24 protein-coding genes and 1 pseudogene are annotated in these 24,233 nt (G+C 51.2%); 16 read left to right on the forward strand and 9 right to left on the reverse strand.

Translation table 11 applies throughout. From position 1 onward, the window contains the following. The first annotated feature begins 176 nt into the window (after positions 1-176). The 3 genes from ggt (at position 177) to EDM54_RS27085 (ending at position 4,427) form a co-directional block, all read left to right on the forward strand. Complete coding sequence (gene ggt / locus EDM54_RS20070) at positions 177-2,228, forward strand: gamma-glutamyltransferase (RefSeq protein WP_122958702.1); 2,052 nt, start codon at positions 177-179, stop codon at positions 2,226-2,228. A gap of 159 nt (positions 2,229-2,387) precedes the next feature. Beyond that, positions 2,388-3,263, forward strand: a complete 876-nt coding sequence (locus EDM54_RS20075) for an NAD-dependent epimerase/dehydratase family protein (protein WP_122958703.1) — start codon at positions 2,388-2,390, stop codon at positions 3,261-3,263. A 123-nt stretch (positions 3,264-3,386) separates the two neighbouring features. Beyond that, positions 3,387-4,427 (forward strand): M15 family metallopeptidase, encoded by a 1,041-nt coding sequence (locus tag EDM54_RS27085; protein WP_024982968.1) that lies wholly within the window; start codon positions 3,387-3,389, stop codon positions 4,425-4,427. A gap of 201 nt (positions 4,428-4,628) precedes the next feature. On the opposite strand, the gene EDM54_RS20090 is transcribed toward EDM54_RS27085, so the two are convergent. Then, positions 4,629-4,964, reverse strand: coding sequence for a hypothetical protein (locus EDM54_RS20090; RefSeq protein WP_003386081.1), 336 nt, complete (start codon positions 4,962-4,964; stop codon positions 4,629-4,631). Between the two features lie 79 nt (positions 4,965-5,043). Next, entirely contained in the window at positions 5,044-5,604 is a 561-nt protein-coding gene (gene lepB, locus EDM54_RS20095; protein WP_003386080.1) for a signal peptidase I, read from the reverse strand. A 411-nt stretch (positions 5,605-6,015) separates the two neighbouring features. On the opposite strand from lepB, the gene EDM54_RS20100 reads away from it, so the two are divergent. The 3 genes from EDM54_RS20100 to EDM54_RS20110 all read left to right on the forward strand — a co-directional run bounded on the left by EDM54_RS20100 (position 6,016) and on the right by EDM54_RS20110 (position 8,381). Continuing rightward, positions 6,016-6,444 carry a MarR family winged helix-turn-helix transcriptional regulator gene (locus EDM54_RS20100; RefSeq protein ID WP_003386079.1) on the forward strand — a complete coding sequence of 143 codons (429 nt, stop codon included), beginning with the start codon at positions 6,016-6,018 and terminating at the stop codon, positions 6,442-6,444. Between the two features lie 95 nt (positions 6,445-6,539). Further along, on the forward strand, positions 6,540-7,082 hold the full coding sequence (locus EDM54_RS20105) for a hypothetical protein (protein WP_122958704.1): 543 nt from the start codon (positions 6,540-6,542) through the stop codon (positions 7,080-7,082). A 183-nt stretch (positions 7,083-7,265) separates the two neighbouring features. Then, on the forward strand, positions 7,266-8,381 hold the full coding sequence (locus EDM54_RS20110; protein ID WP_122958705.1) for an aminopeptidase: 1,116 nt from the start codon (positions 7,266-7,268) through the stop codon (positions 8,379-8,381). Positions 8,382-8,391: 10 nt separating this feature from the next. Here EDM54_RS20110 and EDM54_RS20115 read toward each other — a convergent pair whose 3' ends face one another. The 4 genes from EDM54_RS20115 to EDM54_RS20130 form a co-directional block, all read right to left on the reverse strand. Beyond that, the gene (locus tag EDM54_RS20115; RefSeq protein ID WP_003386074.1) at positions 8,392-8,712 is read right to left on the reverse strand and encodes a hypothetical protein; all 321 of its coding nucleotides are present in this window, start codon (positions 8,710-8,712) and stop codon (positions 8,392-8,394) included. Positions 8,713-8,837: 125 nt separating this feature from the next. Next, positions 8,838-9,347: an isoprenylcysteine carboxyl methyltransferase family protein gene (locus tag EDM54_RS20120; RefSeq protein ID WP_003386073.1), complete on the reverse strand. Its 510-nt coding sequence runs from the start codon at positions 9,345-9,347 to the stop codon at positions 8,838-8,840. Positions 9,348-9,351: 4 nt separating this feature from the next. After that, positions 9,352-10,422 carry a type III polyketide synthase gene (locus EDM54_RS20125; RefSeq protein WP_024982973.1) on the reverse strand — a complete coding sequence of 357 codons (1,071 nt, stop codon included), beginning with the start codon at positions 10,420-10,422 and terminating at the stop codon, positions 9,352-9,354. A gap of 193 nt (positions 10,423-10,615) precedes the next feature. After that, positions 10,616-11,875 carry an MDR family MFS transporter gene (locus EDM54_RS20130; RefSeq protein ID WP_003386071.1) on the reverse strand — a complete coding sequence of 420 codons (1,260 nt, stop codon included), beginning with the start codon at positions 11,873-11,875 and terminating at the stop codon, positions 10,616-10,618. A gap of 223 nt (positions 11,876-12,098) precedes the next feature. Between EDM54_RS20130 and EDM54_RS20135 the strand changes: the two genes are divergently transcribed. The 4 genes from EDM54_RS20135 (at position 12,099) to EDM54_RS20150 (ending at position 15,114) form a co-directional block, all read left to right on the forward strand. Further along, positions 12,099-12,530 (forward strand): MarR family winged helix-turn-helix transcriptional regulator, encoded by a 432-nt coding sequence (locus EDM54_RS20135; protein ID WP_003386070.1) that lies wholly within the window; start codon positions 12,099-12,101, stop codon positions 12,528-12,530. 67 nt (positions 12,531-12,597) lie between these two features. Beyond that, a complete protein-coding gene (locus EDM54_RS20140; protein WP_003386069.1) occupies positions 12,598-13,164 on the forward strand; it encodes an ACR/YggU family protein in 567 nt (188 codons plus the stop codon). Positions 13,165-13,484: 320 nt separating this feature from the next. After that, on the forward strand, positions 13,485-14,102 hold the full coding sequence (locus tag EDM54_RS20145; protein ID WP_003386068.1) for a DUF47 domain-containing protein: 618 nt from the start codon (positions 13,485-13,487) through the stop codon (positions 14,100-14,102). Next, positions 14,095-15,114, forward strand: coding sequence for an inorganic phosphate transporter (locus tag EDM54_RS20150; protein WP_003386067.1), 1,020 nt, complete (start codon positions 14,095-14,097; stop codon positions 15,112-15,114). Before EDM54_RS20145 ends, EDM54_RS20150 begins: the two co-directional genes overlap by 8 nt. An 87-nt stretch (positions 15,115-15,201) precedes the next feature. On the opposite strand, the gene EDM54_RS20155 is transcribed toward EDM54_RS20150, so the two are convergent. The 3 genes from EDM54_RS20155 to ligD all read right to left on the reverse strand — a co-directional run bounded on the left by EDM54_RS20155 (position 15,202) and on the right by ligD (position 17,366). Continuing rightward, entirely contained in the window at positions 15,202-15,441 is a 240-nt protein-coding gene (locus EDM54_RS20155) for a hypothetical protein (protein ID WP_003386066.1), read from the reverse strand. Between the two features lie 116 nt (positions 15,442-15,557). Then, on the reverse strand, positions 15,558-16,355 hold the full coding sequence (gene lgt, locus EDM54_RS20160) for a prolipoprotein diacylglyceryl transferase (RefSeq protein WP_003386064.1): 798 nt from the start codon (positions 16,353-16,355) through the stop codon (positions 15,558-15,560). A gap of 108 nt (positions 16,356-16,463) precedes the next feature. Continuing rightward, on the reverse strand, positions 16,464-17,366 hold the full coding sequence (gene ligD, locus EDM54_RS20165) for a non-homologous end-joining DNA ligase (protein WP_003386062.1): 903 nt from the start codon (positions 17,364-17,366) through the stop codon (positions 16,464-16,466). Positions 17,367-17,502: 136 nt separating this feature from the next. Between ligD and EDM54_RS20170 the strand changes: the two genes are divergently transcribed. From EDM54_RS20170 to EDM54_RS27245, 6 genes and pseudogenes are all read left to right on the forward strand, one after another. Continuing rightward, a complete protein-coding gene (locus EDM54_RS20170; protein ID WP_003386060.1) occupies positions 17,503-19,059 on the forward strand; it encodes a spore germination protein in 1,557 nt (518 codons plus the stop codon). Positions 19,060-19,099: 40 nt separating this feature from the next. Next, positions 19,100-20,275, forward strand: a complete 1,176-nt coding sequence (locus EDM54_RS20175; RefSeq protein WP_003386059.1) for a Ger(x)C family spore germination protein — start codon at positions 19,100-19,102, stop codon at positions 20,273-20,275. Between the two features lies 1 nt (position 20,276). Next, entirely contained in the window at positions 20,277-20,513 is a 237-nt protein-coding gene (locus tag EDM54_RS20180) for a hypothetical protein (protein ID WP_003386058.1), read from the forward strand. Between the two features lie 14 nt (positions 20,514-20,527). Beyond that, positions 20,528-21,871 carry a GerAB/ArcD/ProY family transporter gene (locus EDM54_RS20185; RefSeq protein ID WP_122958706.1) on the forward strand — a complete coding sequence of 448 codons (1,344 nt, stop codon included), beginning with the start codon at positions 20,528-20,530 and terminating at the stop codon, positions 21,869-21,871. Between the two features lie 372 nt (positions 21,872-22,243). Then, positions 22,244-23,491 (forward strand): MFS transporter, encoded by a 1,248-nt coding sequence (locus EDM54_RS20190; RefSeq protein ID WP_216621063.1) that lies wholly within the window; start codon positions 22,244-22,246, stop codon positions 23,489-23,491. A 260-nt stretch (positions 23,492-23,751) separates the two neighbouring features. Next, positions 23,752-24,024: pseudogene (locus EDM54_RS27245) on the forward strand (hotdog family protein); the annotation flags it as partial. Positions 24,025-24,233 lie beyond the last annotated feature (209 nt).

The following is a 24,233-nucleotide window of genomic DNA, read 5'->3' on the forward strand; positions in this document are numbered from 1 at the left end:
AATCCCTTTCTCGCAAGCAGGAAAAGAAGGCTTTTTCTGCAAACGAGAAAGGGTTTTTTTCGTTCTGACGTCGTTCCGGCTGTCCTCTCCGGGTGGATAAGACTTTCTCCACGTTGACTGGTCGGAATATTCAAAATTATAATGAAGCTAGGCAATACATAGACGGGAAGGAAAGGATGAGGAAGGTGAAAGCGACGACGAAGACAAAGCTTCAAGCAATCGTCTCTTCGGCAGCTTCTTTTTTGCTGCTGGCTGTCCCCATGCAAGCCAAGGTCCCGGGCATTCCCGAGGGAACGACGGGCGCGACGAAAGGAATCGTGGCGGTATCCCATCCTGCAGCCGCACAGGTGGGCAAGGATATCCTGCAGCAGGGAGGCAATGCGGTGGATGCCGCTGCCGGTATTCAACTGGCGCTAAATGTCGTCGAACCGCAAATGTCCGGCATTGGCGGCGGCGGCTTCATGATGATCTACCTGAAAAAGGAAGGAAAAATCACAGTCATAGACAGTCGGGAAATGGCGCCGAAAGCAGTTGATCCGAAGCTGTTTTTGGATAAGGACGGGAAGCCGGTACCTTTTGAAGAGCGTCATACCAACGGAAAGGCAGTGGGGGTTCCGGGTACCCTGCTTGGACTGGATACTGCTTTGAAAAAGTACGGAACAATGAAGCTGGGAGAAGTGATCGATCCAGCCATCGCGTTGGCCGAAAAAGGAGTGCCGGTGAACTGGATCACCGCCCAGCATATTGCGGACTCTGCGGAGAAGCTCCAAAAACACGGTACGGCTGGCCGGGTGTTTGTTCCGGATGGCAAGGCGCTGAAGCCGGGAGAGCTTCTGATTCAGCCGGAGCTGGCCAAAACGTTTAAGCTGATCAAGGAAAAAGGGACCGATGCACTTTACAAGGGCGGGATCGGCGAGGCTTTGGTCAAGGAGGTCCAGCGCACAGGCGGAGCCATGACGATGCAGGATCTGAAAAATTATGTGGTAAAAGAACGGGAGCCGGTGAAGGGCACTTTCCGCGGGTACGAGGTAGTCTCGATGGCTCCGCCCAGCTCTGGCGGTTTGACTCTGATCCAGATTTTGAAGCTGATGGAGGGCTTCGACAACAAGAAGGACGGCCCTCTTTCTGCCGCGTATCTCCATCGGCTGATCGAAGCGAATCATTTGGCGTATGCCGACCGGGCTGCTTATATGGCGGATGAGGACTTTTACCCGGTGCCGAAAAAGGGGTTGATCCATGATGAGTATATCAGTGAGCGGAGAAAGCTGATCAACCCGGAAAAGGCAAGCAGTGATGTGAAGGCGGGAGACCCATGGCGGTACGAGGGCAAAAAAGCGGTGAAGGCCATGTCTCAGGTCGAGGTGTCTCCGGTAAAACAGACTACGCATTTTGCGGTCATGGATAAGTGGGGCAATCTCGTTTCCTATACGACTACGATCGAGGACGTGTTTGGCAGCGGCATCATGGTCCCGGGCTACGGCTTCATGCTGAACAATGAACTGACTGACTTCGATGCTGTTCCCGGAGGGGTAAACCAGGTAGAGCCGGGGAAACGGCCTCGTTCCAGCATGACGCCGACGATTGTGCTCAAGGACGGCAAGCCGTTTATGGCGGTCGGATCGCCAGGCGGCTCGACGATCATCGCCTCCGTCTCCCAGACGATTTTGAATGTGCTGGAACACGATATGCCGATCCAGGAAGCGATCCTCTCTCCACGGATTTTCTCCAGCAGCTATCCGACGGTCAGTTGGGAGGCAGGCATTGATCAGGATGTGATCCTTCAATTGATGGGGATGGGGCATGCGTTCAAGGCACAGCCGGAAAACATCGGAAACGTGCAGGCGATCATCTACGACCTGGAAAACGGCAGGATGTACGGCGGAGCCGACAATACCCGTGAGGGAACGGTGCTGGGCGTAGACGCGGTCGCGTATACGTCTGCCGAGCCGCCCGCCCCGAAGGAATCGCCAAAAGCAGCCTTCCAGATAAAGGTAAACGGAAACCTGTATCCGTATACGGCAGATCAACTGGCTTGGTACAAAGGCGAGCCTTACGTCCAGGCCGATAAACTGCTGCTCGGCTTGCACGCAAAACCAGGTTCCTTCCAGAGCGAGCAGGCCTTCATCGACGGACGCGCTTTTCTGCCCGTCAAAAAAGTAGCAGAGGGGCTAGGATTTACGGTGACGTGGGATGCCAAGGAAAAAGTTGTCTCCTTGCAAAAGCAATAGGAGATAGAGACTGGATTCCGACAGGACCAAGCAAAATGAAAAGCCAATGGGGAGCTCCAAGACTGGGCTCCCTTTCTTCATGCAAAGAGAGCAGGGGATGCGTGCGAAATAGGAGAAGTAGTTTACCGACAACCAAAAAAAAAGAAAGAGGAGTGCGAGATGAAAAAAGTTCTGGTATTGGGTGGGACGCGATTTTTTGGAAAAAGGCTGGTAAAAGGTCTCGTTGATAGCGGTTATGACGTCACGATCGCCACCAGGGGAAGGCAAGCCGACCCGTTTGGAAACGAGATTGCCCGTATGCAGGTAGACCGGAATGATCTGGATTCCTTGAAACGCATCGGAAGCTCTGAATGGGAGCTGGTCTTTGACAGTCTCTGCTACACGGGAGCAAATGCGAGCCACATTTTGCAAGTATTGGAGGGGAAAGTAAAGAGACTCGTCGTCACTTCCTCAAGAGCTGTGTACGAACACTCTCCGCTGATCAGGAGGGAAGCTGATTTTGACCCGTATTCATGTCCGATCACAGCCGGTACGAGAGAAGAGGTCTCCTATGAAGAGGGAAAACGGCAAGCGGAGGCCGCCTTGTTTCAAAAAGCCGGCTTTCCGGTGATTGCCGTCAGATTTCCCATCGTTTTGGGTGTGGAGGATTATACCAAGAGGCTGCATTTTTATGTGGACCAGATACGAGCTCAAAAAGAGATCTATGTCGGAAACCCGCATGCGAGGCAATCCTATATAGACGCGGACGAAGCGGCCCGGTTTCTGCAGTGGGCTGGCGAATCCGCTCAGGCTTGCGGGCCCTACAACGCTTGTTCTGACGACGCATGGACACTTCCCCAACTGCTCGGTGCAGTCGAAGACGCAATCGGCAAACCGGCCCGAATCTTGACCGGCGGTACGGCCGAACAGCTGTCTCCGTTTGCGATCCCGGATTCCTATGTTCTGGATACGGGCAAAGCCCGGAGGGAAGGCTATGCGTTTCGGTCGCTCTCTGATTGGCTTGTGCCTTTGATTCAGCGCTTGGCGGCAGAATAAAATGAGTCGCGGCAGCCAATTGGCCCGTTACGTTCCATTCTTTTCATACGTCTTCATACATGGTAAGGTAGTAAAGACACTGAAGACTGTATTTGTCTTGATGGAAACCAGGAGGCATAACCGATGAAAAAGCAACCAACAGTCATTCTCGCTGTCGCAGCCGCACTTTCCGGCGCGCTTCTGGGAGGATGTGAAGCTCCGGATGTCAGCACGTGGATCTCTGGATCAGGCGGACAATCGACTACGGCACCGGAAGGACAAGCGACAGGAGAAGAGACGACGATTCCAGAAGCGCCATCTATCGACTGGAATGCCATTCCTGAGACATTTGTCCTCGCTCCGGGAAGCGAGAAAGCACTGCCTCATGGAGAAGGAGTCACGTACCACATTTCTGCGCCAGATGTGGCAACGGTATCGCCGGATGGCAAGCTGGCCATTTCCGAGCACGCAGCGATCGGCTCCAAGGCAGAGGTAACCGTAGAATATCAGGGGCAAACCAAAACGGCTCAAATTACGGTGAAATCGTCGCTTGCTGAAACCATTATGATGGTAAACAGTGTTCCGACTGTAACCAATCCTACTGATCTTGCAGTTGTTGTGAACAAGCAGCGCTCGCTGCCTGTCGATTATATCCCGCCAGGATTAACGGAACCAAACGTCCCCTTCCCGTTTTCCGGCAAGGCTGAGAAAAAGCTTCTCCGCGAGCCCGCCGCTCGTGCTCTCGAATCGCTGTTTGCCGCCGCGGAGAAAGACGGAATCCAGTTGTACGGCGTGTCGGGATATCGTTCCTACCGGACGCAAAAATCGCTCTTTGACGGCTACGTAAAGACGCAGGGAGCAGAGCACGCTGCCCGTTACAGTGCCAATCCCGGCAAAAGCGAACACCAGACCGGGCTTGCCATGGACGTTTCCGGTGCCGATTCCCGGACCAGACTGGAAGAGCCGTTTGCCGATACGCCGGAAGGAAAGTGGCTCGCCGCTCACTGTGCAGAGCACGGCTTTATCATCCGCTATCCAAAGGGCAAGGAAGAGATCACGGGCTATGCGTATGAACCGTGGCATTTGCGGTATGTAGGAACGACGATGGCCAAAGAAATCATGGAAAAGGGCATCACGCTGGAGGAATACTTCCAGGATGCTGTTGCTGTGCAAAGCCAATCGTAAACAAACAGGACCAATTCGCTTCAAGGAAACCATCCGCCAGGTAGCTGCTATCTGGCGGTATTTTTTTGTCATTGCACAGAGAACTGCTCCCAAACAAAAAGACGCGGGAAGGACGGACAATCCCCCGCGTCATGCTCTTTGCATGTTTTTTGAATGGTTTCCCGGATAAATCCAGGCAGCCAGGACTCCCGGTAATAACAGCTACTGTCTTCCCGTAACTGCGGTCAAAGACGGCTGAGAGAAAGCGGTCTGCTGCTGGTACGATCTTTGAAGCAGCTCGCGTTCCATTTGATCGCAGTAAGAGATGACCTGCTGCAGCTGCCGGATAGCCGTATCATGTCCTTGCAAAGCCTGTTGAATCATCCGAACGGCCTCAAATTCACGCGCAGCAAGCTGTTGCAGAGTGGCTGCGTTTTGCTGTTCCTGTTGGAGCATTTGCCGATACGTATTGCTCGCTTGCATCGTTTGCTGAATCATTTGCTGAGCGATTTGCTTGCACTGAGCGATTTCCTGCTGAGTATGTTGCAAATTGTGCATCTTCCCAACCTCCTGATGATCGTTATGCCGTACCATCATAGGATGAGCGAAAGGAAGAGGATTCATTACTCGCTTGCAATTACTTGGGCAGACGGATGCTTCCCAGCGGCCAGTAGACAAGCTCGGCCCGTCCCACGACATGATCAAGGCTGACAGGCCCGATTGCACGGCTGTCCATGCTGTTGTTACGGTTGTCACCCATCACGAAGATATGTCCTTCCGGAACTGTGATCGGTCCAAAATCTTCCGTCAGCGTGACACCTTCAGCAGCAGCTTTTAATTTGTTGGCTGTCAGGAACGGCTCGTTGACAGGCTGGCCGTTTACGTACAATTGGTCGTTTTTCGCTTCTACCGTATCGCCGGCCAGGGCGACGACCCGCTTGATCCAATTTTCCCCCGAAGCATCCGGGTGAATGATGACGATATCACCGATTTGCGGGTTCTTCAAATAGAAGATGGCCTTGTTGACGATGACGCGTTCACGGTCGTGCAGTGTGCTTTCCATGGAGCGGCCTTGTACAACATAAGGCGCCATGACAAAGACATAGATAAAAGCGGTGAGTCCGCCAATCAAGACAAACGATTTTACCCAATCAAGCAATTCTGTTTTCCACTTGGCAGCACGTTCAATTTGTTCCATAAGCAATCTCCCATGTACAAGTTTCTCCGTCGGCATATCTTTGTATGTAGCGGGTCTTCTCACGTTTTGGGGAAAAACCGACAGATGTTCTTATTATACATGCTTTCAAAGCGAAGAAGAAGCCGGATTCATGGAAATCGGTGGGAAATGGGACTTGCCTCCTGTTCACAAATTCGTCACCATTAAACATCTTGCCATGTTTTTCATTATGAGGTAATATGACATTGCAAATTAGTTTTACAGTAAAAATATTAAATCATAAACGCATTGTCCACTCTCGTATCAACCTATTTTCAGGCGGGTACATAAATGCGCAGAAACTATCGAAATACTTGCACTATAAAACCAAACGCTATATAGTTTTATAGTAAAAGTATTTACTTTCTGAAAATGGGTGATGATGTGAGCGAAATGTCTCGCGCTGTTCAAATCGAGGAACTGGATCAAGCCTTTATCGAGATGGCCCGTTACTTTATCAGTCACTGGCTATTGGATGAAGATGAGGTTATCAGTCCAAAACAATTCATACTGCTCCGTGTCCTCTACGACAAGCAGCGCAGTACCGTCTCGGATCTCGCAACTGTGTTACGGCAATCCAACAGTGCAACGACGATTGCTTTGAATCGTCTGGTGAAAGCCGGATACGTCAACAGAATTCGCGATGAACAGGACCGGCGGGTTGTTTGGGTAACCGTATCCGATAAAGCGATCCCCTTGATCGAACGGTTGCTATGCAAGCGAAGGAACCTGATGAAGGGCTTGTTGAAGAGCTTGAGCGACGAAGAGCTTGAGCAGTTTGCAACCTATTTGCGAAAAATGAAACAAGGCCTCGAGGAATGAAGGATCGCGTTTGCCTGTTGGGCAACCGGTATCGCGTAGCATAGCGGCTAAGAGATATTTCATGGACAGCGTGAAAAGACAGGAGTGTATGAATGATGAAAAAAATGACAACTCTCATGCTCGGAACCATGGTGCTGGGCGCAACGCTGTTTACGAACGCTGCATTTGCTAAAGAAGTAGCGACTCAACCTGAAAAACCTGTATTTGGAAACGGCCAAGGCGGCTGGATTAACATGCCATTGGAAGATCAAACGATCACCATTACCAATAAAATTGACAGCAATGCTGCGGCTAAAGGCTGGGTAAATGCCCCTCTGGAAGATCAAACAATCGTAGTCAGCGACCGGGGTGCCTTCGTAGCACCAACACAAGGCTGGGTAAACATGCCGGTAGAAGACCAGTATGTCATTTTGGAGCGCGGTCAGGCGCAAAATGTTCAGCCGACAGGTTGGATTCAAATGCCGAAGGAAGACGAAACAATCGTCATCTCTCCAGTTGTTAGCCAAGAAGCTGCACGCACTGGTTGGGTAGCTGCTCCGACAGAGGACAATACCATCGTCATTTCCAGCAAAGGTGCTGACACTGGAACTCGTTCCGGCTGGGTATGGTCCGCTCCTGAATCCGATAACGATAAATAAGGAACAGTCCAATAAATGAACGCGAAAAAGCAGTCTCATTCCACCGGGAAGAGGCTGCTTTTTTGTTTAGGTATGTGTAATCGGTCCGAGCTGCCGGTCTTTAATAAAAAATTTTTTATTGACTTGCAAGGGTTGATTGCGAACAATAGAAGGGAGTCAGAAAATTGAAAAAGGGGTGAACGTATGAGAGATCCGCGTTTGGAGGAATTGGCGCGCAATCTTGTTTCTTATTCTGTCCGTGTTCAGCCGGGAGAAAATGTACTGATACATGCGGTAGGCCATACGCCTGAGCTGGTTCAGGCGATCATTCGGGAGGTGTATCTGGCAAAAGGAAACCCGTTTGTTCAACTGGTCGATCCGAAGATCAAACGGGAGCTCGCCAAAGAGTGTACAGAGCAACAGCTGACGCTGCTGGCGGAGCATGAGACAGCCTTGATGAAACAGATGGACTGTTATATCGGGATACGCGCAGGCGACAACATCAATGAGATGGCAGATGTGCCAGCTGATCGGATGAGTATGTACTCGCGTCTTTACGAGCTGCCTGTCATGGATGTCCGGGTGCCTGAGACAAAATGGGTGGTGTTGCGCTATCCGAATCCGTCCATGGCGCAATTGGCGAACATGAGTACCGATGCTTTCGAACAGTTTTACTTCCAGGTGTGCAACCTTGATTACAGTAAAATGAACGAAGCGATGGATAACCTTGTTGCGTTGATGAACCGGACAGTTCGCGTTCGAATCGTAGGACCAGGCACTGATTTGCGTTTTTCCATCAAGGACATCCCGGCTGTCAAATGTGCCGGATTGCGCAATATTCCCGATGGAGAAGTGTACACAGCGCCGGTACGGGATTCCGTAGAGGGAGTGATTACGCATAATGCGCCGACTCCGTACAACGGATTTACTTTCGAACAGGTCTGCCTGCATTTTGAGCAGGGTAAAATCGTGAAGGCGACAGCCAACGATACGGAGCGCTTGAACGCTATCCTGGATACAGACGAGGGTGCGCGCTATATCGGAGAGTTTGCGATCGGCGTAAATCCGCTGATCCGAAATCCGATGAAGGACATTCTGTTTGACGAAAAGATTGACGGAAGCTTCCACTTCACGCCGGGCCAGTGCTATGACGAGGCGTACAACGGAAACAAATCCTCTGTCCACTGGGACATGGTATCGATCCAACGACCGGATTGGGGCGGAGGGGAGATCTGGTTTGACGAAGTTCTGATCCGAAAGGACGGCCGGTTTGTCATTCCGGAATTAGAATGTCTCAACCCAGAAAACCTCAGCTCCTGATCGGCAACCGTTATTTTATAAAATCGCGCATGCGCTGTTCAGCAAGCACAGGGTCCATGTCAACCTGAAACAGCATATGCAGATTGCTGGTGGCAGCCACCGTTCTGCGTGTGGCGCTGTACAAGGTCGGTTTTGCCTTCTTGATCAAGGTCATGATCTCTACGACGGGCGGGATTACCTGCTTGATGCGCAGCAGCCCTTGCAAGTAACGGACTAGTTTTTGAATCGTGGCGGTTTGATCGTTATCAGGCAAGTGCTCAATCATGCTGTAAAATTCACGGATGATGATGTGTTTTACTTCATGGGGGCCTTCCATGCTGGTCGTTTTCAAAACAGGTCACCTCGTGTCAGTAATGGAAAATGGGAAGGTACTTAAAAAAATCGTACTTTCTATCTACCCGCTGATCATGTGAAATAAACACGCGGAAGAACCCGATTTGAAGCGTCGGGTTCTTTTTATCGATGCTTGTATACGGCTCGTTCTTCGGCTGGGATACGGACCCGCAGCAGCAGCCAGAGATTGCAGATGGTAAAGAACATGGCTGTAACATAGGCGGAAAAGGTCAGCGGCAGTGTGAAAAGCTCGATCGTCACGATCCAGTAGTTGGGATGCCGGATGTAACGGTAAGGGCCGCGTGTAATCGGGGGAGCGCCGGGAAGGATGATGATCCGCGTATTCCAACGTTTTCCGAGAGTCAGGATACACCAGTAGCGAAGAGTCTGCGCGAATAGAAAGAGCGAAAAAGACAGGGGCCACCAAGGGGCAGGCATGCCTTTTCGCCAGATGCCCTCGGCCAGCAGCGCGGCAAAAAAACCGACATGTAGAAATACGATGTACTTGTAATGGTCAGCACCGACTTCATACCCGCCAATCGAACGCAAATACCGGGCATTTCGCGAGGCGAGCCTGAGCTCCAGAAGGCGCTGGAGGACAACAGCCATATAGACAATCAGGAAAAAGGACACGGCCTCACCTCGCTTCCAGCAGGATGAATTCCGAGCTGAAGCCGGGACCAAGGGCAGCTAGCAGGCCTTGTTCTCCCTTCGACCACGGCTTCTGCAAGCTTTTTTCCAGCACAAAGAGGACGGTAGGGGACGACATGTTTCCGTAATCCCGCAGAACCTCTTCTGAAAACCTGATCGAGTCAGCGGGGAGCTGCAATGCTTGTTGGTAGGCGTTCAGCACCTTTGCGCCGCCCGGGTGGAAAATAAAGTGCCTCAGCTTCTCCACGGTTGTGCCGAGGGGCGCAAGAAAGCTCTCCAGCTCTTCTCGCATGGATTTGTGAATCAGGGTGGGAATATCTCTGGAAAAGACAACTTTCAGTCCCGGGTCGGTCACTTCCCAGCCCATGACATCGAGCGAATCGGACCACGTCCTGGAGCGGGCAGCGCAAAAATGGAGCTGCGGCTGATCAGAGACGCCTGTATGTACCACTTCATCCCCTTCGATGAGCACAGCTGCAGCGCCGTCCCCGAACAGGCAGGTGGCGACCAGATTGCTTTTGGAAACGTCCTGGCGAATAAATGTCAGGCCGCACAACTCCACACTGAGCAACAGGACCCGGCGCTTGGGGTAGGCGTTGACATATTCGCAGGAGCGGGCGAGTCCCATCGCTCCGCCCGCACAGCCCAACCCCCACAGAGGAATGCGGGTGATGTCAGAGCGCAGTCCCAGGCGGTTCAGCAGGTGGGCATCGATACTGGGTGTGGCTATACCCGTACTGGATACGAATACAAGGCAATCAATATCGTCTATTCTGCAATTGCTGTTCTCAAGGCAGCGTTTCGCCGCCTCGGCACCGAGAGCTACAGCGTGTTGTATGTACAACCGGTTTTTTTCGGCAAAGCTGTGGTCTTGTCCGAACCATTCCAGCGGCATGCAAAAGTGCCGCTTGCGAATCCGGCTGTGGGAAAAAATGCTGATCAGCCGGTCGATGTCCGGAAAAGCATCCTGGAACAACAGGCGGGCAAAGGCCATCGAAGCCTCTTGCGTCACTTCATAAGCAGGAACAGCGGTAGCAGCAGCAGTAATCCGCGCCAGCGAGCTCACCTCCTCTAAAAGGTAAGTAGTTCCATTTTTCCCTACCGCAAGGAATACATTCGTGACAGGAAGCAAGCAAAACAAAAACAAGCCAAAGCCTGGCAACGACCAGACATTAGCTTGTTTTGCAATCCGCAGCCAAGATTCCGCCAGCAGGTATGTTCCTATTTGTTCCAGCAACAATAATTGCGGCTCATGATGCGGACATATTCACAGAAGTTTCTGCCGGTGCGGAAGACGACTTTCTGACAGCCTTTTTCACCAAACCGTATTGAAACACTCCGGCGATCAGCAAGAGCAGACCGACGATGGAAAACCAGTACGCGCCGCCGATATTGCGAAACGCGACGGCTCCGGTGGACGGACCTATCGTACCGGTGATTCCCCAGTTCGCGCCGAAAATGGAAAAGTATCTCCCTCGGAGCTCCGCTGGTGCCAGTACGGAGATCGCCTTTTGGATCTGCGGGCCATAGAGCATCTCGCCAATCGTAAAAATGGCTTCGGCCACTACGAGCAGCCAGAATACTGGGGCCCAACCGTAACCGAATCCGACGCATCCGAGCAGCAGGTAAGCGGCGAGAATAATTCGCTCGGGCGGGAACCGATCGGCAAACCTGGCAATGGCGATTTGACAGCAGACGACCAGTACTCCATTGATTGTCATCAAGGTGGCAAATACCGTCAGGAAGTCGTCAAAGCGAGTGCGCAAGTGCTGCGGCAGGATAATTTCCACCTGCGAGTACAACAGTGAGACGGGGATTGCGGCCAATGTCATCCACAGCAGGGTGGTATGCTCCCGCAAGCGGAGCTTCGGCGCTTTTGACACGTCCTCTGGCTGCCCCCCTTTCTGTTTGCCGGATTCCCTTCTTTCCTTGGGGAGTGTCTCCGGGATTTTCCACATGATCAACAGACAATAGATCATGAGCGTCGCCGAGCAAATTCCGAAGGCGATAGCCGGGTTGATCTTGTAAAGCGTGACCCCGATAAGAGGGCCTGCGGCTGCTCCGAGGTTTAAAGCGGTATGGAGCAGGGCGAACACCTCGCTGCGCTTTTCTTCCGGGACGACGTCTGTCACCTGGGCGCTGGCAGCAGGCCAGAACAAAGCGGCTCCAATTCCATTCAGGATGGTTAGAGAAGCAAAGGCGATCAGGGATTCGGCCCAAATATAGCCCGCCATCGAAATCGACTCGATGACCAGAGCGGCCACCATCAAAGGCTTGCGTCCATAGCGGTCGGCAAGTCCACCGGCGTATACGCTGGCCACGATGCTGGTGAGAGGCTGAAGGCTTGTAACCATTGCTGCTACCAGAAGATTCCCATCCATCCGATCGTACAAATAGAAAGCGAGAAAAGGGCGAAGCATAAAACCGGCAAACGTTGTCAGGATGGTTCCGATCACGCGTATCCAAATCGTGGTATCATAGCGTGAGATGATGTTCTGCAGCCAAGCCATGCGACAAATTCCTCTCTTCCGATAAAAGGTTATTTAGTAAGACATAAGTATAAGGGAGCGTCTATTGAAAAGAAAGGAAATTGTTTCTGTTGGCAACTTTCAGAGATTTAAAAGCTATAAAAGAGCTTTGACGGATGCTTACTCCTGTGTTTCTATAGGAAGTAACTGCATTATCGCAGGAAGACCAGATCCCCCAAGGGTAGAATAAAAGGAGACAGGGTACATGACAGATCGCTTTCGAGACAGCCTCGGCCACAACCTTCATCGCGTAGGCCAACTGATCAGGGAAGAGACAGCCAAAGCGCTTGGGCCGTTTGGCATAACTCCCGAGCAGTGGCAACTGTTGGTTGCGACCGCACAGACGGACGGGCTCACTCCCTCGGAATTGGGAAAGCGGACTTTGCGTGACAAGACGACGATATCGCGCATTTTGCCCGGTTTGCTGAAAAAAGGCTGGCTGAAAACGGAGCCCCATTCCCAGGACGCCCGAAGCTACATCGTAAAAATGGCGCCTGATAAAGTGAAGGTCATAGAAGAAACATTGGAGGCAGTACGGGACCATTTCACGCAAAGCGTATTTGCGCCATTTTCGAAAGCTGAACAAGACATGTTTCTAAGCATGGTGGTAAGGCTGAGGGACCACCTGGAGAAATGATGGTTGCATATGCAACCTCCTTTTGTTACCCTAATGGTTGTATATACAATTAGTTGGGGTGAGAAGGATGAAATTGACCGTACGAAAGGCAGACGGACCGGGCTGGCTGATGATCGCCGAAATGGTGGAAAACGGGCTTTACAAAGTCGTCACGGAGCGTTGCGGCGAAGACCCTCCTTACGCTACAATCCTGCAGTTCTTGCACCGCCTGCCAAGGCTTCTCGACCGGATATGCGGAGTCGAGGCGCTCGAAATTCAGCCGAGCCGCGTCGTTTCTGCCAAGCGTGCAGCACGAGCGGCCAGCAGGGAGATGGAGGCGGCGAGGAGAAAGCAGTCACCCGGGAAGTCTTTTCAGATCATCAGCCAGGAGCTGGAGAAGGCGGCGGAATGGAAGCGGGAGGTCACAGAGCTGACTCTCTGGGTCAAACCGGGCAAAAAGAGAACGGCCATAACGGGGGAGACACTCAAGGGAATGCTTGTCGTCGAGGTGACAGGATCTCCAAGGGACAGCCAGACACACGACGAACTCCGTGCCTTGTTAAAGAAGAGGTTTCACGCATATGACAACGATATTGAATTGGTCGAAGGCTACGCCAGCCAGCGCAAGCTTTACCGGATCACGCACCGCCGCTGATTCCTGCTGCCGAGTCCAGGCAGCAAAGGGGGAAGTCAAAGAAAAAAACGGCATGCTGGCAGCCGGGAAATAAAAAGTGAACAACTGGCAACACTAACACTCGTACCCTAGGCGGACGGGTATTTTTTTATCCTTTCAGAAAATAAGGATCGGGGCCGTTTTAACGCATCATTTTTCATTTGTCATCTGTCTTTACAAAAACTTAACAATTTCTTAAAGAAAAAAATACACATTTGTCCTTGTTTTTAAATTTACCTTCACAAAGTTGTTCGATATAATCGGTGAGGCGTTAGTTATTCAAAGGAGTGACGACTGATCTTATGTTAAAAAGCAAAAAGCACATCTTCTTTGACTTGTTCGAGCAGCAAATTGCCAATGTCCACAAGGGAACCCATCTGTTTTATGAAATGATCGGGAACTACCAGGACTTGGAATCCAAAGTAAAAGAAATCAAGTCGGTGGAAAAAGAAGGAGACGAGATCGTTCGCCGGATTATGAATGAATTGAACTCTACCTTTATCACTCCGCTGGAGAGGGAAGATATTCACCAGTTGGCCCATACGATGGACTCAATGATCGACTACATCGACGGCGTAGCAGACCGGATGTACTTGTACCAGGTGCGCCAGCCAGATCCGCGCGTGCTTGCACAGGCCAACATTTTGGTGAAATGCTCGGCGAAGCTGATCGAATTGATCCGTACGCTGCGCAAACTGGATCATCAGGTCGTATCCAAATACGCTGCCGAAATCAAGGAATTGGAACATGAATCCGACTCCAACTACCGTAAAATGGTTTCTGATTTGCTCAACGCTCCTAACGCTGATCCGATCGAAGCGATCAAGCTCAAGGAAATTTACGACAAACTGGAAGACTGTGCCGACTTTGCCGAGGACGTATCCAACCTGGTAGAAGGGATCGTGCTGAAGAATGCCTAGTCTTTCCCCGGATATGATTATCCTGATCCTCGTTGTGATCATGGCGCTTAGCTTCGACTTTATCAATGGATTTCACGATACCGCTAACGCCATCGCGACTTCAGTGTCTACCCGAGCGTTAAGCCCGCGCACGGCTATCATTATCGCGTCGTTCTTAAATCTGATCGGGGCGCTCACGTACACAGGGGTAGCGAAAACGATCGGAGGATCGATTGCCGACCCGTTCCAGTTGGAAAACGGATTGGTCGTCGTGCTTGCTGCATTGACGTCAGCCATCCTGTGGAACCTGATCACCTGGTGGTTCGGAATTCCCAGCTCCTCCTCGCACGCGCTGATTGGCGGGATCGCTGGGGCAGTCGTAGGTGCTGCTGGCGTCGGTTCCATTAACATGGCAGGCTTTATCAGCATTGTACAAGCCTTGATTTTTTCTCCATTGATCGCATTTGTCGTCGGTTTTACCGTAATCAAGATCATTTCGGCGATCGTAGCCAATATGGCGTATCATCCGACGAACAAAGGTTTTCGGATGCTGCAGGTCGTAGCTGCCTCCTGGCAATCCTTTAGCCATGGAGCCAACGATGCGCAAAAAACGATGGGGATTATTACCTTCGCATTGATTTCCGGTGGATTTATGACGCCGGAAAACGGTGACTTCTCCATTCCTCTCTGGGTCAAAATCTCCGCTGCGGTGGCGATGGCACTAGGGACATCTGTCGGCGGCTGGCGGATTATCAAGACGATGGGCGGCAAGATCATGAAAATCAAGCCGATCAGCGGCTTCTCTGCAGACCTTTCGTCGGCGATGATCATCACCATTTTTACGGCGTTCAAGCTGCCGGTCAGTACAACGCACGTAATTACTTCCTCGATTCTTGGCGTAGGTGCCTCCCAAAAGTTTTCAGCTGTTAAATGGGGGCTTGCCGGAAGGATTTTGGTCACATGGGTAATCACGTTGCCGGCTACAGGTTTACTGGCTGCTGCCTGTTACGTGGTGTACGATGTGTTCCTGTAAAAGGAATTCGTTTATAGCGTTCATAAATAAAATGCCAGCGTCCTTTCCTGCCGTACGGGGAAGGACGCTTTTTGCTGCCCTGCAAAGTTATGACGGACGCGTCAGACGCGCCCAAAAGCCTTGTTTCGGTTTGATGGTGACCATGCGTATGGATGAGATGGGAATATACGCGAGAGACCCGTCCGTCATCTCCAGAAGAATGCCGTCTTCGCTGTAATCGTAGAGCCGCCCCTCTTCAAAGGAGGATGTACCAGCGGAAATCATCGCCGGTGCGAAGTGAACCCGGACATCCCTGTCGAGGTAGTCCTCCAACATACCCTCATTCATATCAAAACACCCGCCTTGTTTTTTCCTCAGTATGCCCATCTTTTCGACAATTCAGACGCAGGTGCCCCGAAAGAAAAGCCACCGCTCGTTGGAGGGTGGCTCTGTCATTCTGTTTCTTATTCTGAAGTATTGTGGGACTGGATGGACTGTCTGCTTTTTCTCGCAAACACGATCAGCAAGATAATGCCCACCGCGATTAGAGAAAGGCTGACCAATTGGGCAACGCGCAATGTTCCGCCGATCAGGAGAGAGTCTGTACGCATGCCCTCGATAAAAAAGCGGCCGATTGAATACAGGACCAGATAGCTGAACAATACTTGTCCGTCAAAGCGTTTGAAGCGGTACAGCATTGCCATCAGGATGGCGAAGACGAGCAGGTTCCACATCGACTCGTAGAAGAACGTTGGGTGGTAATACTGCCCCCCGATGTACATCTGGTCGCGGATAAACGCAGGAAAATGAGCCATGTACTCCGCAGTTGCCGGTCCGCCGTGCGCTTCCTGGTTAATAAAGTTGCCCCAGCGGCCGATCGCTTGCCCCAGAATGACACTGGGAATCATCGCATCCCCCAGCAGCAAAAACGGCAGGTTGTGCTTGCGGACATACCAGGCACCGGCGAGAACGCCGCCGATCAAGCCGCCGTGAATCGCCAGCCCTCCTTCCCAAACGTAGAAAACGGAGAGGAGATTGTCTTTGTACTGGTCCCACTCAAAAATGACGTAGTAAGCACGAGCGCAAATGATGGCAGCGGGAATGATGAGTACGACCATGTTCAGGACGTGATCAGGATCTATGCCCGAACGCTTGGCATTGTAGCGGGCGAGATAGGTTCCCAGAAAAAACGCAAACCCCATAATGATTCCGTACCAGTGAATATTGATGGGGCCAAGTGATAATGCTATCGGATCAATCATGTTGTATTCCTCCTTGCCTCCAAACATCTCTGCACAGTATAGCACAAATCGCATGCGCAGTTCCAATTGTGCAGATGGCAACAGCAGGCAGCCTGTGGACCGCCGCACTTATGGCTTTTGTTTCAGAAAGGCCAGGATCGAATCAAGGGAAGCACGCTTCTGGTCATGGACGGCAGCGAACAAATCGCCGAACTTTTGCAACCGTTCGGGAACCGTATGGACGGTGAAATCAGTCGGGTGGATATGGGGAACCTCTTCCCAGCGAAGCGGTGTGGAAACGGTCGCTTCCTTGCGGGCCCGCGTCGAATAGGGGGCGGTCAAGGTCTTTCCCCGCCAGGGCTGCAAGTAATCGATGTAGAGCTTCGTGCCCCTGTTCTTGACCAGGCGCTCCAATGTGATCAGATCAGGCCGCTTTTCCGCCAGGTAGGTCGCCAAGAAATGCCCGACCTGTCTCGTTTGTTCAAATGTATAACGACGTTCGATCGGAATGTAAATTTGCAAGCCCGATGCGCCAGAAGTCTTGACGACAGAGGGGAGCTGCAAATCGTCCAACAGCTCCTTCAAAAGCATGGCCGTTTCGGCGACGGGAGCGAATTCCGGTGTAGACGGGTCAAGGTCGAAAACGAGCTCAGTCGGTATCTCGTCTCCCGCCAGGTGAAACGAGACGTGCCATTCCAGTGCCGCCTGATTCGCCAACCAAACAAGAGTCGCCGCATCATTTAAGAGGGGATAAGCGGTATTTTCCCATACGCTGGAAGCGATCCAGTCCGGAGCGTACTCAGGAATGTTCTTTTGATAAAAATGCTTGTCGTGGATGCCGTGGGGATAACGGATAACAGTTAAAAGGCGGTCTTTCGTATAAGCCAGAAACGGAGAGGCGACCTCCATTAAATAACCGATGTAATCCCATTTGGTGACGTTTGCTTCCGGCCAAAGCGGTTTGGTTGGATTCGTAATCGTCAATTCCTTGCCCGCAACGGCAACGGTAATGTCAGCAGCTTCAGTAGGCAAGACAAATCCCTCCCTCTGGGACTAGTGCTGCCCCTACTTTTCCCGCATTGGCCAAACATATGCAAGCGAGGCACCTGCATATTTTGGAAACCCGAGTAACATAATACGGGTAGCTTACCAACAGTTGGTGAATCGTATGAAGCATACTCGTCAGTCAAAGAAGGAACAAAATATTGCCCAGTTAAACGAAAAAAGTCTGAGCGAGCTGGAGTCTTTTCCCGTTCGTTCTTCTTTGGAAGAGAACATTGAGATTCTTGAACATCTGTTTCAGGATTGCTCGGATTTTGTTCTGCGTGAGTTTCAACTGAAAGACAGTGTTCAAGCTTGTGCGGTCTTTGTAGATGGCTTGATTGATACGCAATCCGTTAATGAAGCACTGAGGGCGCTGATGATCCTGAAGGGTGGCCGGGAGAGCATCAGGAGCATCGAGCATGAAGTTCTCCCCGTCTCGCAAATTTCCGAGGTCACGAGCTACAAGGATTTTCTGTCGGCTGTGCTTGGGGGAGATACGGGAATTCTCGTAGACGGCAACGACATTGCTCTCACGCTCGGGATTCGCGGAGCCGAAAAACGTTCCGTAAACGAACCGGAAGGGGAAGCTGTCGTACGGGGGCCGCGGGAGGGATTCATTGAAAATATCCGGACGAATACGTCCCTTCTCCGGCGGAAGCTGAAAACGCCCCGATTGAAAATGAAATCAATCGTCGTTGGCAAGGAGAGCAATACGAACCTCGTCGTTTCCTATCTGGAAGGAATAGTAGACCCTGCTTTACGGGACGAGGTTATTTCGAGAATCGAGCACATCGAGATCGACGCGGTTCTGGAATCGGGTTATATCGAAGAGATGATCCAGGATAATGCTTTGTCGCCATTTCCGCAGGTCCAATATTCGGAAAGGCCTGATACGGTTGCAGCCGCTTTGCTGGAAGGGCGGATTGCTATTTTTGTCGACGGGACACCAATGGTCCTGATCGTTCCGACTACGTTCTGGATGATGATGCAAGCCAACGAGGATTACTATGAACGCTTTCAGATGGCCACACTCGTCCGCTGGCTGCGCTATTTGTTTTTGGCTATTTCTCTTGTTACACCGGCAGGCTATGTAGCGATTTCGACCTTCCATCAGGAGATGCTCCCAACCACTTTATTGCTGAGCATCGCGGCAGCGCGGGAATCCATTCCGTTTCCGGCGATTGTCGAGGCGCTGATCATGGAGATTTCGTTCGAGGCCCTGCGCGAAGCGGGGATTCGATTGCCGAAAACAGTAGGGCAGGCAGTCAGCATTCTGGGGGCGCTTGTCGTAGGACAGGCTGCCGTCCAGGCGGGAATCGTTTCGGCACCGATGGTAATTGTCGTTTCGATCACGGGAATCGCTTCCTTCACCGTGCCGCATTACAATGCATCGATCGCTTTGCGGATGCTTCGTTTCCCATTGATGTTTGCCGCCTCCTTTTTGGGAATATACGGCATTCTGGTCGGCATTCTTCTGATTATGGGACACATGGCAAACCTTCGCTCGTTTGGGGTGCCGTACCTTTCCCCGCTGGCGCCGATGTCGATAGGCGACTTCAAGGATGTGCTGATTCGTGCTCCTTGGACAATAATGGAGAAACGCCCAAGCTTTACGGGGGTAGAGGACGAAAAACGCTTGAACACAGCCTCGATCAATAAGTCCAGACAAACGAGCGATTGAGGAGGCTAAAATAAACAGAAATAACCGGGGGAGTGGTACTGTGAAAAGGAGTTCCCGCTTCAAAATTGCTAGTATCATCGTCATCCTGATTCATTCACTGCTGCTTACCGGGTGCTGGGATCGGGTAGAAGTGAACGATCTGGCGCTCATCCTTGCTTTCGCGGTGGATAAGGAAGAGGACGGCTTGTACCGGATGTCTGTACAACTCCCCCTGGTCAGCAGTCTCGGAGGTCCTTCCGGCGGTGGTGGAGGGACCAGTGGAGACAAGAGTTATTATGTGGATTCGGCTACCGGAAAAACACTCCGGGAAGCGAACAACGTTTTGCAGTCAAGGATGAGTCGAAAGCTTTTTTACGCCCATCATCGGGTGATTGTCATTGGCGAGGAGACAGCCAAATCAGGGCTGAGAGAAATACTTGATGTCATCGCCCGTTTTCCGGAAAACCGCCTGACAGCATACATGGTCGTGGCGAAAGGGAAAGGCTTCGATCTTCTCAAAGCCCAGCCTCAGTTCGAGAGATTTTCTGCGGAAGCGATGAGAGAATTGATCAAAATGGTGGGTGTTACCGTTACGGTAAAAGACATTGCGCAGATGTTGAATACACCTGGTGTCGATGCGTATCTGCCAGTATTGGCAAGCGTTGATTCCAGACCAAAAGGGAAATCAAAGGAAATCGAGCTGATCGGTTTTTCCATGTTTCGCGATGATCGGTTCGCTCATTTTTTAACTTTGGAGCATGCCAAAGGGATTCGATGGTTCCAACCGACTTTCTATTCGTACGCTACGGATTTTGATATCCGAAAAAACAGGGAGATCAGTGTTCAAGTAAATCAAGGTAGGATGGAAATTACACCGATCGTCCGTAATGGAAAGGTTCATTTTCAAATAAACGTCCACGCGAGAGCGGCAATCATTGAAGATCACAGCGGTACCGATTGGGGAAACTCGAAGAATTTGCGCATGCTGGAAAACAAGCTGGCTGCCAACATAAGCGAAGGCATACGAACAACCCTTCAGGAAATGGTGAAAAACCAGAGCGACATAGCGGGGTTGGGACTGGTGCTCGCAAGAAAATATCCTCAGCTATGGAAAACATCGTTTCGCGAAAACTGGGACAAGCATTTGAAAGCAGTGACATTTGAGATTCGTACCAGAGCGACTGTTCCAAACATCGGACAAACCACAGAGAACCTAACCAAGGAGGAGATGAGATAAAATGAACCTGATTTTTGCAGGGATTTTTCTCCTTTCCTTCTCTTTGATGGCAATCCGTGACATCATGTTACAGCATCACCGTTCTTCAAAAATGAGAGTGGTCATCTATCTGCTCTATATCGCAACGCTGTGCCTGTTCGTCGCTGCGTTTTACCAGGTTGATATCTTCAAGCCCTTTCAAAACACGATCAGTGCTTTCGAGTCAAGGGTTAAAGCATGGATGATGAGCCTTTACTAAGGGGGCAGGAAAATTTGCAAGTCAAACAAGTGATCAACCATCGCCAGATCGCCTGGCTGACGAGCGGTGTGATTATGACAGGGGCCGTTGTCAGCCTTCCGCAGCAACTGGCGGTCGTGGCCAGAAACGATGCCTGGCTGTCCCAATTGCTGCCTGTCATGTATACGGTTCTTGTCGCCTATGTGTTTGAAAGGCTCATTCGGGCTTATCCGGGGAAGAACATATTTGAAATCTTGATAGAGACCAGAGGGCGTGTTGCCGGCAGCCTGCTTAATGGAATACTGCTGCTTTTTTTCTTGCTCATCCTTTTGCGCGATATAAAAGGAGTCGGTCATTTTCTGCATCTCAGTTTGCTGAGCGAGACCCCGCTGGAGATTATTCTTCTCGTCTTTGTCGTGGTTCTCCAGTATTTCGGGCGGTCCAGCATGGAAGTGGCGGCTCGGGTAAATGAGATGTATTTCCCGATGTTTTTTATACTCTCTTTCTCGATGTATTTTATCTTGTCCAACGAATATGATCTTCGACGACTCGAGCCGATTATGGACAGCAAGTTTGTCGCGTTGCTGCTGAGCAATTGGATGTCAGGGGGGTTGTACGGGGATATCTTTGTTTTTGGCGCTTTTTTGCATGCCATTTCCCAATCCCGGTTGTTTTTTTCGGCGGTTAAGCACGGGGCGACGATGGCCGGCTTCGGAATAATGCTGATCCTGATTATTCAACTGGGTGTCATGGGATACCTGATCACAAGCCGCTTGAATTATCCCGTATATGTTCTCGTTGAGCAGATCCACTTGACTGACTTCCTCGACCGGTTCGAGGTGATGCTGTTCAGCATCTGGTTTCCCGCTTTCGCGATTAAAGTGGTCATCACCTACTTGACCCTACTGATCGGGATCGGGACGTTGACCAGAAGGGAGGACTATACGTATTGCAACGGGCCGTTTGGCTGGTTTGTCCTGATCCTCAGCATTACTACCTTTCCGCACATAAACGACGTGAATAACTTCATCGGCTTTGTATTGCCTGTACTTGTTCCGTTGATCCAATGGCCAATGTTGCTATTGCTGTTCTTGTCCGCACGGCAAAAGGCAGGAAAGAGAGCAGGCTCGGATCAAGGCAGCCACCCTCTCCTAAAGAAATATCGCAGATACACACGATTGTGGTGGATATGTTTTGCCATATGCACGATTTCTCTTTTGATCGGTTCATTTATAGAGCCCTTTTATGGGGGATGGGGAAGAGTTTTCGGTGCCGTTTACTTTTTTGGATTTTTGGCGGCGTTTATCTTCTCTTATTTGGAACTGCAGTCCCTGAATCATATCATGGAGCGAGCAAAATCAATCGCGAGAAGGGCTTAGAGAAACAGAGCTTGAGCTGTCGGAAAGAGCCGGTTTTCACCAGGGCAAGGGTGGAACCGGCTTTACACTTGTACGACCTTTGCAATCCTGGGATTGCTCAAAATGATTTGACTTTTCCATGAAGTGGATTTACAATCTTCGCCAATACTTGTTTGCTCGTAAGTATGCAGCCAGCCTCTTCTTGCCTGATGATCTCGCAACGGTTTGATTGCCTGATTCATGCGAAACGGGAACATGAAACCGATCAATATGCAAGGCTGCCCAAAATTTAGACTGGAAAGGTGGTTCCCGTTCGTGTCAAAAGAACCCTGTGATGCAAGCGCAAACCAAAATCAAAAATCGAGCTTCCACCATTACATTCAATCCCCGGAAATGCAGGGGAAGCTGTACAAGCGGACGTTGCTTATCGTTGTCATTTCACAAATTTTCGGAGGAGCCGGCCTTGCAGCCGGGGTAACGGTCGGAGCGCTGCTCGCCCAGGATATGCTCGGAACGGACAGCTTTGCGGGGATTCCTGCCGCGCTGCTCACCCTTGGTTCTGCAGTAGCCGCGATGCTGGTCGGGCGGCTCTCTCAGCGTTTCGGACGTCGTTTTGGACTCGCAGCAGGATTCTTGACTGGTGGCGTAGGTGCGGTTGGGGTAGTGCTTGCGGCTGTTGGTCACAATATATGGCTTCTTTTCGCTTCGCTGCTGCTCTATGGTGCAGGCACGGCTTCAAACCTGCAAGCACGCTATGCAGGGACGGACTTGGCTAAGCCGCAACAGCGGGCAACAGCAGTCAGTATTGCAATGGTGTCCACTACTTTCGGTGCGGTTGCTGGTCCAAATCTGGTGGAGGTAATGGGGCGATTCGCCGCCTCGATCGGAGTTCCGGCTCTGGCAGGTCCTTTCATTCTAGGTGCCGCCGCGTTTATTCTGGCAGGGCTTGTATTTCTGACCTTCCTCCGTCCGGACCCATTCGTTGTAGCCAAGGCAATCGCTGATGCACACAAAAAGGATCAAAGCCCGGCTGCGAAAGAAAGCTCGCTCGTATCCGCAAACACCCGGGGCATTATTGTCGGGGCGACCGTCATGATTTTAACCCAAATCGTTATGGTCGCGATCATGACGATGACACCTGTTCACATGAAACACCACGGGCATGGGCTCAGTGAGGTAGGGTTGGTCATCGGCGTTCATATTGGCGCCATGTACCTGCCGTCTCTTGTGACCGGTATTCTCGTTGACAAGGTGGGACGAGTGGCGATGTCATTTGCGTCTGGGGCGATTCTGCTTGCAGCCGGGGTCCTGTCGGCTGTCGCACCTGCAGATTCCATGCTGCTGCTCACGATTGCTCTCGCTCTGCTCGGGCTTGGCTGGAACTTCGGATTGATCAGCGGCACAGCGCTTATCGTAGATGCAACCAACCCGTCTACTCGGGCAAAAACGCAAGGTACCATTGATGTCCTGGTTGCTTTGGCGGGGGCTTCGGGCGGAGCATTATCCGGCATGGTCGTAGCGCATTCCAGCTACGCGGCCCTTTCGCTTGGCGGCGGCGTTCTTTCACTGCTGCTGATACCAGTTGGCATTTGGTACCATAGCAAACATAAAGCGGCCAAATCTGAGAGCATGTCGCTATAAAGCGGAGTGGATTCATCCCCGGCTATTTCCTGCAGCTTGCGGAACATACCAGAAAAAATGGAATTGGCCGACTGGACAAGCTGCCTTTTTTCCTCGACGCTTTGCTTTTCCCGTTAAAATGAGTTCCGCAATGATCAAAGGTACAGAGCGGCCCGTATGCCCGATCATCAGGTATTCAGGTAACAAAGTTTGAGGCCGGTTTTGCGGAAGCGGTGCCGGATGTTCAAAATCATATGGTAAATGCATAGGGAACCGTACATGGTGCAGTTATCTATGCGTTGGCTGACCACGCATTTTCGGTTGCCTGTAACGCGTACGGAAATACATCCTTGAGGCATCTCCACCACTATTCAGTTTATGGAATCAGCAAAGCCGGAGACAGAATCGTTGCCCGTGCGACGGAGGTTAAACGAAACGTTCGTACAGGATTCTATCGGATCGATAAATGTCACGAGGAAAATCTGATAGCTACGATGGAGGCAGTGTCATATCGGAAGGACCACTACTTTGTAGAACTTGATGAACAGAAATAAATAAAGGCAGTGCAAAGTCTGAGGCTATCCTTTCTGTCTTGGGCTAGCACTGCTTTTTTTCGCAGCAGCCAAAAACGAGTGATTCAAAGCTGTCTCCGTTTCTAAGAAAAGAACCGCTTTTTTGTGTTCTGCCGGCATCATGCATTTGAATGGCCGAATGTGGAGATGTTGATGGTAAGAGGTACGAATTAATCCTTTTCATGAGGTGA

It is taken from the genome of Brevibacillus borstelensis (genome assembly GCF_003710865.1).
GTDB classification, from domain to species: domain Bacteria; phylum Bacillota; class Bacilli; order Brevibacillales; family Brevibacillaceae; genus Brevibacillus; species Brevibacillus borstelensis.

Coding starts and splice junctions, on each gene's coding strand:
- ggt (WP_122958702.1), top strand. CDS start 177: ATGAGGAAGGTGAAAGCGACGACGAAGACAAAGCTTCAAGCAATCGTC.
- EDM54_RS20075 (WP_122958703.1), top strand. CDS start 2,388: ATGAAAAAAGTTCTGGTATTGGGTGGGACGCGATTTTTTGGAAAAAGG.
- EDM54_RS27085 (WP_024982968.1), top strand. CDS start 3,387: ATGAAAAAGCAACCAACAGTCATTCTCGCTGTCGCAGCCGCACTTTCC.
- EDM54_RS20090 (WP_003386081.1), bottom strand. CDS start 4,964: ATGCACAATTTGCAACATACTCAGCAGGAAATCGCTCAGTGCAAGCAA.
- lepB (WP_003386080.1), bottom strand. CDS start 5,604: ATGGAACAAATTGAACGTGCTGCCAAGTGGAAAACAGAATTGCTTGAT.
- EDM54_RS20100 (WP_003386079.1), top strand. CDS start 6,016: ATGTCTCGCGCTGTTCAAATCGAGGAACTGGATCAAGCCTTTATCGAG.
- EDM54_RS20105 (WP_122958704.1), top strand. CDS start 6,540: ATGAAAAAAATGACAACTCTCATGCTCGGAACCATGGTGCTGGGCGCA.
- EDM54_RS20110 (WP_122958705.1), top strand. CDS start 7,266: ATGAGAGATCCGCGTTTGGAGGAATTGGCGCGCAATCTTGTTTCTTAT.
- EDM54_RS20130 (WP_003386071.1), bottom strand. CDS start 11,875: ATGGCTTGGCTGCAGAACATCATCTCACGCTATGATACCACGATTTGG.
- EDM54_RS20135 (WP_003386070.1), top strand. CDS start 12,099: ATGACAGATCGCTTTCGAGACAGCCTCGGCCACAACCTTCATCGCGTA.
- EDM54_RS20140 (WP_003386069.1), top strand. CDS start 12,598: ATGAAATTGACCGTACGAAAGGCAGACGGACCGGGCTGGCTGATGATC.
- EDM54_RS20145 (WP_003386068.1), top strand. CDS start 13,485: ATGTTAAAAAGCAAAAAGCACATCTTCTTTGACTTGTTCGAGCAGCAA.
- EDM54_RS20150 (WP_003386067.1), top strand. CDS start 14,095: ATGCCTAGTCTTTCCCCGGATATGATTATCCTGATCCTCGTTGTGATC.
- EDM54_RS20155 (WP_003386066.1), bottom strand. CDS start 15,441: ATGAATGAGGGTATGTTGGAGGACTACCTCGACAGGGATGTCCGGGTT.
- lgt (WP_003386064.1), bottom strand. CDS start 16,355: ATGATTGATCCGATAGCATTATCACTTGGCCCCATCAATATTCACTGG.
- EDM54_RS20170 (WP_003386060.1), top strand. CDS start 17,503: ATGAAGCATACTCGTCAGTCAAAGAAGGAACAAAATATTGCCCAGTTA.
- EDM54_RS20180 (WP_003386058.1), top strand. CDS start 20,277: ATGAACCTGATTTTTGCAGGGATTTTTCTCCTTTCCTTCTCTTTGATG.
- EDM54_RS20190 (WP_216621063.1), top strand. CDS start 22,244: ATGCAGGGGAAGCTGTACAAGCGGACGTTGCTTATCGTTGTCATTTCA.